Source organism: Psychrobacter sp. (assembly GCF_030457785.1).
Classification (GTDB): Bacteria; Pseudomonadota; Gammaproteobacteria; order Pseudomonadales; family Moraxellaceae; genus Psychrobacter.
On the sequence record NZ_JAKDUI010000212.1, the window covers coordinates 1 to 4,644 of the forward strand.

The 4,644-nt window shown below is 41.6% G+C and carries 6 protein-coding genes; 5 read left to right on the top strand and 1 reads right to left on the bottom strand.

Going from position 1 to position 4,644, the window contains the following annotated elements; all coding sequences use genetic code 11:
• The first annotated feature begins 142 nt into the window (after positions 1-142).
• From L0J61_RS09420 to L0J61_RS09440, 5 genes are all read left to right on the top strand, one after another.
• Entirely contained in the window at positions 143-448 is a 306-nt protein-coding gene (locus L0J61_RS09420) for an integration host factor subunit beta (protein WP_301466192.1), read from the top strand.
• 122 nt (positions 449-570) lie between these two features.
• Positions 571-957, top strand: coding sequence for a LapA family protein (locus tag L0J61_RS09425; protein ID WP_301466193.1), 387 nt, complete (start codon positions 571-573; stop codon positions 955-957).
• Positions 958-1,038: 81 nt separating this feature from the next.
• Positions 1,039-1,737: an orotidine-5'-phosphate decarboxylase gene (gene pyrF, locus L0J61_RS09430; protein WP_301466194.1), complete on the top strand. Its 699-nt coding sequence runs from the start codon at positions 1,039-1,041 to the stop codon at positions 1,735-1,737.
• Between the two features lie 125 nt (positions 1,738-1,862).
• Positions 1,863-2,660: a metallophosphoesterase gene (locus L0J61_RS09435; protein WP_301466195.1), complete on the top strand. Its 798-nt coding sequence runs from the start codon at positions 1,863-1,865 to the stop codon at positions 2,658-2,660.
• A gap of 101 nt (positions 2,661-2,761) precedes the next feature.
• Complete coding sequence (locus L0J61_RS09440) at positions 2,762-3,598, top strand: histidine phosphatase family protein (protein ID WP_301466196.1); 837 nt, start codon at positions 2,762-2,764, stop codon at positions 3,596-3,598.
• Between the two features lie 209 nt (positions 3,599-3,807).
• Here the strand turns inward: L0J61_RS09440 and rpsT are convergent, their stop codons facing one another.
• Positions 3,808-4,074: a 30S ribosomal protein S20 gene (gene rpsT / locus L0J61_RS09445; RefSeq protein WP_301466197.1), complete on the bottom strand. Its 267-nt coding sequence runs from the start codon at positions 4,072-4,074 to the stop codon at positions 3,808-3,810.
• Positions 4,075-4,644 lie beyond the last annotated feature (570 nt).

A 4,644-nucleotide genomic window follows, 5' to 3' on the forward strand; every position in this document is an offset into this window, starting at 1 on the left:
TGCTACATTGAGAGGCGTGAGTCACAACTTTGCTATAGTAGCGACACAAGCATTATCATATGTTTTGCTTTTATATGAAACTGTCATAAATAGCATTTGATTCACGACATCTGATTCATCAGTTAACAAGGTCAGTGTAATAATGCAGCAAGCAATAAATAAGTCTGAATTCATTAGTAATTTAAGTACGAACTGTGACAATTTGACTGATACAGTGGTCGATGATGCAGTGCGAGAAATATTAAACTTGATGACTCATACTTTGGCCAATGATGGTCGAGTAGAGGTTCGTGGTTTTGGAAGCTTCTGTTTACATCATCGCCATGCTCGTATGGGGCGTAATCCCAAAACAGGAGAGAGCGTACCAGTCCCTGCTAAAGCCATCCCGCATTTCAAACCAGGTAAAGCCTTACGAGAAGCCGTCAACGATACGGTGATGAGAGGTTAACTGTGGTCACTGAGCCATACATAGCTAGTTGAGAACAGGTTTTTAAAAAGCACGTTTTTTTATTCCTATCATAAAATACCATTTACAAGATAAACGACATTTCAAACCGAGGTACATGTCCCATGCGAGTTTTATTATTAATTTTGCTATTCGTAAGCTTCGCTTATGCACTTGGGTTGGTGTTGACTAACAACACGGAAGTTGGTGTAAATTTATTGTTTTCTCAAGCACCTACAATGAACTTAGGACTGATGCTCATACTATGCATGATACTTGGTATCGTCATTGGTATTTTATTAGCATTACTCATTTTCCGTGTTTTGCAGAATAAATGGGAAATCTCACGTCTACAAAAGGCAAATGCTGATCTACAAGATCAGTTGACGCAAGCCAATATTGTTATCGACCGTCAAGCAAACGCACCTGCGGCAACGGGTACGGTTGATGGAACTAAAACAGCCAATGTGCAGAAAGGAAGTGCGGATAAAGGCACGACGCTCATTAAGTAGTTTATAGACTGTAGCTATGGAGCACACAAGGCTTTATGGCTTACAGTATGTTAATAATCTCGATACTAATATGGCAAAACCATGAATGATATAGTTAACTCCCCAGTCATTGTTGCGTTAGATAATATGACTCTGGATGCAGCGCTAGCGTTAGCGGACCAGCTAGATCCAACGCTCTGCCGATTAAAAGTGGGTAAAGAGCTTTTCACCCGTTGTGGACCTGAGATAGTCAAAGCATTACATCAACGCCAATTTCAGGTATTTTTAGATCTTAAGTTTCATGATATCCCAAATACCACGGCACAGGCCGTCATAGCGGCGGCTGAGCTTGGTGTATGGATGGTTAATGTCCATGCTAGCGCAGGATTAGAGGCCATGTCATTAGCAAAACAGCGCTTGGTTGATGGTGATTTTGAAACGCTATTAATCGCTGTTACCGTGCTAACCTCTATGGATAATCAGTCCTTGATACAGACAGGTATCACTGATGGCCTAGACGCACAAGTGGGCCGTTTAGCACAGTTAACCAAGCAGTCAGGCTTGGATGGCGTTGTATGCTCAGCACAAGAAGCAAAAACACTCAAAGCATTGTGTGGTCAGGATTTTAAGTTAATAACGCCTGGTATTCGCTTACCGGAAGACAGCTCTGACGACCAAAAGCGCATTTGTACGCCGAAACAGGCGTTATATGATGGCTCTGATTATTTAGTGATTGGTCGTTCAATCACCCAGTCATTAGATCCTGCTGTTAAACTGCAAACGATACTTAACAGCATCTGAAGTGAGTAAGATGGCATAATAGAAAAGACAGCTTACAACGCTGTCTTTTCTGGTTTTATCAGCAGCTAAAAAGTCGTTATACTGATGGATGTATTCCATGCAATTATTAAATAATATTGGACGATATGAAATTACAGATATTAAGTGACTTACATATTGATAGTTACGCACGTCAGTCACATCCTATAGGCCATATTCCTAAAACTGATGCAGACCTAGTATTAGTGGCTGGAGATACGGCTAATAGCGATAGGGGTATGCCATGGCTACAAGAACAAGCTGCTCGTTTACAAGTGCCTCTGATTACGATCGCGGGAAATCATGAGTATTTCAACGAAGATGTACTGCATTTTGATAAAACATTGGCCACTTGGGATAATTACAACACTAACTTACAGCAAGGCTTGAGAGTGCTGCAGTGTCAGTGTTTTGATATAGGCGATGTGCGTATTTTAGGCTGCACCCTATGGACAGATTATCAATATCAAGCCAATGAGGAGACGATGGTGGCTGCTCAGGCACTCATGCGTGACTATAAGCAAATTTATGCTGGTAGAGAGTTTTTTTCTCCAGAAGTATCAAAGCAAATTCATGCTGAACAGCGTCAGTGGTTGCGGCAGGCGTTGATGACAGCTAAGGCGCTGGGGAAAAAAACCATTGTAATGAGTCATCATAGCGTTAGCCCTTTATCGGTATCGGAGAAGTATGCCGAACTGCCGAGCAACGCTGCTTTTGTTAGTGATTTGTCAGGTTGGATGCATGAAAGCTGGGCGCCCACTCTTTGGATACACGGCCATACGCATGAAGCCTTTGATTACCGTATCGGTAATACGCGAGTGATCGTAAATCCGCGCGCATATCCTAATGAAGTAAGCAGTACGGATATTGCCTTTGCATGGGACAGAGTAATCGAGCTAGATTAAGATTTAGTAATCGCTAAAGTTGCATATATAGCCGTAGCCTATATTGCAATTTAATTTATATTTTGTTCATTCCTAGCAAAAAATCTGATACGCTTGTCAGCATGAGCAAACATCAAACAAACGACCCATCTAAACAATCTACTGAAAAGTTGGCAAGTCACATACCCACTGCACCTGCACCGTCACACCTGCCTGAAAGTATGATTTCCTCAGTGAGCTTATTGCCTGATAATAAGCGGCTGATTTTATTTACTCGTCATTCTTTACGCGAACGTTCAGATGGTAACGGCTTTGCTAGTGAACAGTTACCATTGACACCTAAAGGTCGTGTATTGGCGCAATCTTGGGGTCGTTGGTTGGCAGGACATCTGCCGTATTCGCTCGATGTTGATAGCATCTCTAGTCCGATCAGTCGCTGTATTGATACTGCACATTTGATGCAAGCAGGAGCAGGATTGCGACGTGATGTTGCCCATCAATCATTGTTAGTTGAACCAGGTAGCTTAGTTACTGAGCCAGAGATAGCCAACCCTATATTTAAAGAGATTGGTGTTCTAAACTTTATCAACCGCTTCTTGCGAGGCAATCTTGAAGGTACCAAGAATTGCTATCAAGGCGGCATCGATATTTTGTCCTTGTTTTATCAGAATCAACCCCAGCAAGGTCATTTAATGCTTGCTGTTAGTCACGATACGCTGTTGTCAGCTTTTTTGGCTGTGATGTTTGATATCATTGACATTGACTGGAATGACTGGCCAAAAATGATGGAAGGGGTCTTTTTGTGGTTTGACGACAATCCCTTTGAGCAGGCGAACGCGCATTTTATTTGGCGGGGCGAGATATATATTCGACCAGTCAGCGATTTGCTAGAGGGCTATCGTGCGTCTGGATTTCCTACCGATAAGCTATTGTTACCACCTGATGTGAAGTGGCGGTAGTATCTAATCTACAGATTCTCTAATCTACAGTGCTTAGTTGTCTCCGGAGTAATGGTCTTTACTATTGCAACAAGCATATGAGACAAGCAGATGAAGCAAGCATAAAAAATGCAACAGGCATAAAAAAGCCTTGTCCTAGTGTTCAAACCAGTAACAAGGCTTCATTCATCACGCGCTAGAGGCGAGATGCGGTCTAAACGCTATCAATCTTAAGCTTGTAGGCCTTTGATTGCTTTGTTTAGGCGGCTCTTACGACGAGCAGCTTTATTCTTATGAATAATACCCTTGTCAGCCATACGATCAATAACTGGAACCGCTTTTTTGTATGCAACAGTCGCTGCATCATAATCATTTGCTGCGATAGCCGCATCAACACGTTTTAAGTAAGTACGAACCATAGAGCGTTGTGACGCAGAGTTCTGACGACGTTTGGTGTTTTGACGGGCGCGTTTACGAGCTTGTGCAGTATTAGCCACGCGTATCTCCTTGATAAAGACAGATAAAAATATGAATGTTGATTGCAATAATGGGTTTAACAATCATCGGTGACGAGCAGCCGTCTCGTCAAATATGATGTCGATGTCTTCTAATACTAGATGAACCAATATTAATGCGACATCGCAAGCGTCAGGACGATTTGGAATAATTAAACAGTCTTGACCTGTAAAGCGGGTTATCTTAGCAAATTATTGCGCTTAGGACAATATATTTGATGGTTAATGCTCAAAGAAGTGATGCTGGTTGATGGCTTTTGTGTGTATTGATGTATCTAAGACACTATAGGTCTCCTATTTAAGCCAATAGTTGATAAAATCGCTTACAATTATTTTGGTATAATTCTTTGAATTATTCGCTATATTGGCTACGACAATTGAGCAATAGGCAATAATATAGCTGGCTTCAGTTATAAGTCAGTTCCAAGACAGAAGTCAGGTATAGACAGTTTCTTTTACTATTAGTTTTTTTTAATATGATATAAATGGATAAGGTATGCAGCGAAAAGCAATTGTGATTGGTGCGACAGGATTGGTTGGGCAGCATCTTGT

Excerpts from the sequence above, each read along its gene's own strand:
- L0J61_RS09420 (WP_301466192.1), top strand. The coding sequence starts at position 143 with ATGCAGCAAGCAATAAATAAGTCTGAATTCATTAGTAATTTAAGTACG.
- L0J61_RS09425 (WP_301466193.1), top strand. The coding sequence starts at position 571 with ATGCGAGTTTTATTATTAATTTTGCTATTCGTAAGCTTCGCTTATGCA.
- pyrF (WP_301466194.1), top strand. The coding sequence starts at position 1,039 with ATGAATGATATAGTTAACTCCCCAGTCATTGTTGCGTTAGATAATATG.
- L0J61_RS09435 (WP_301466195.1), top strand. The coding sequence starts at position 1,863 with ATGAAATTACAGATATTAAGTGACTTACATATTGATAGTTACGCACGT.
- L0J61_RS09440 (WP_301466196.1), top strand. The coding sequence starts at position 2,762 with ATGAGCAAACATCAAACAAACGACCCATCTAAACAATCTACTGAAAAG.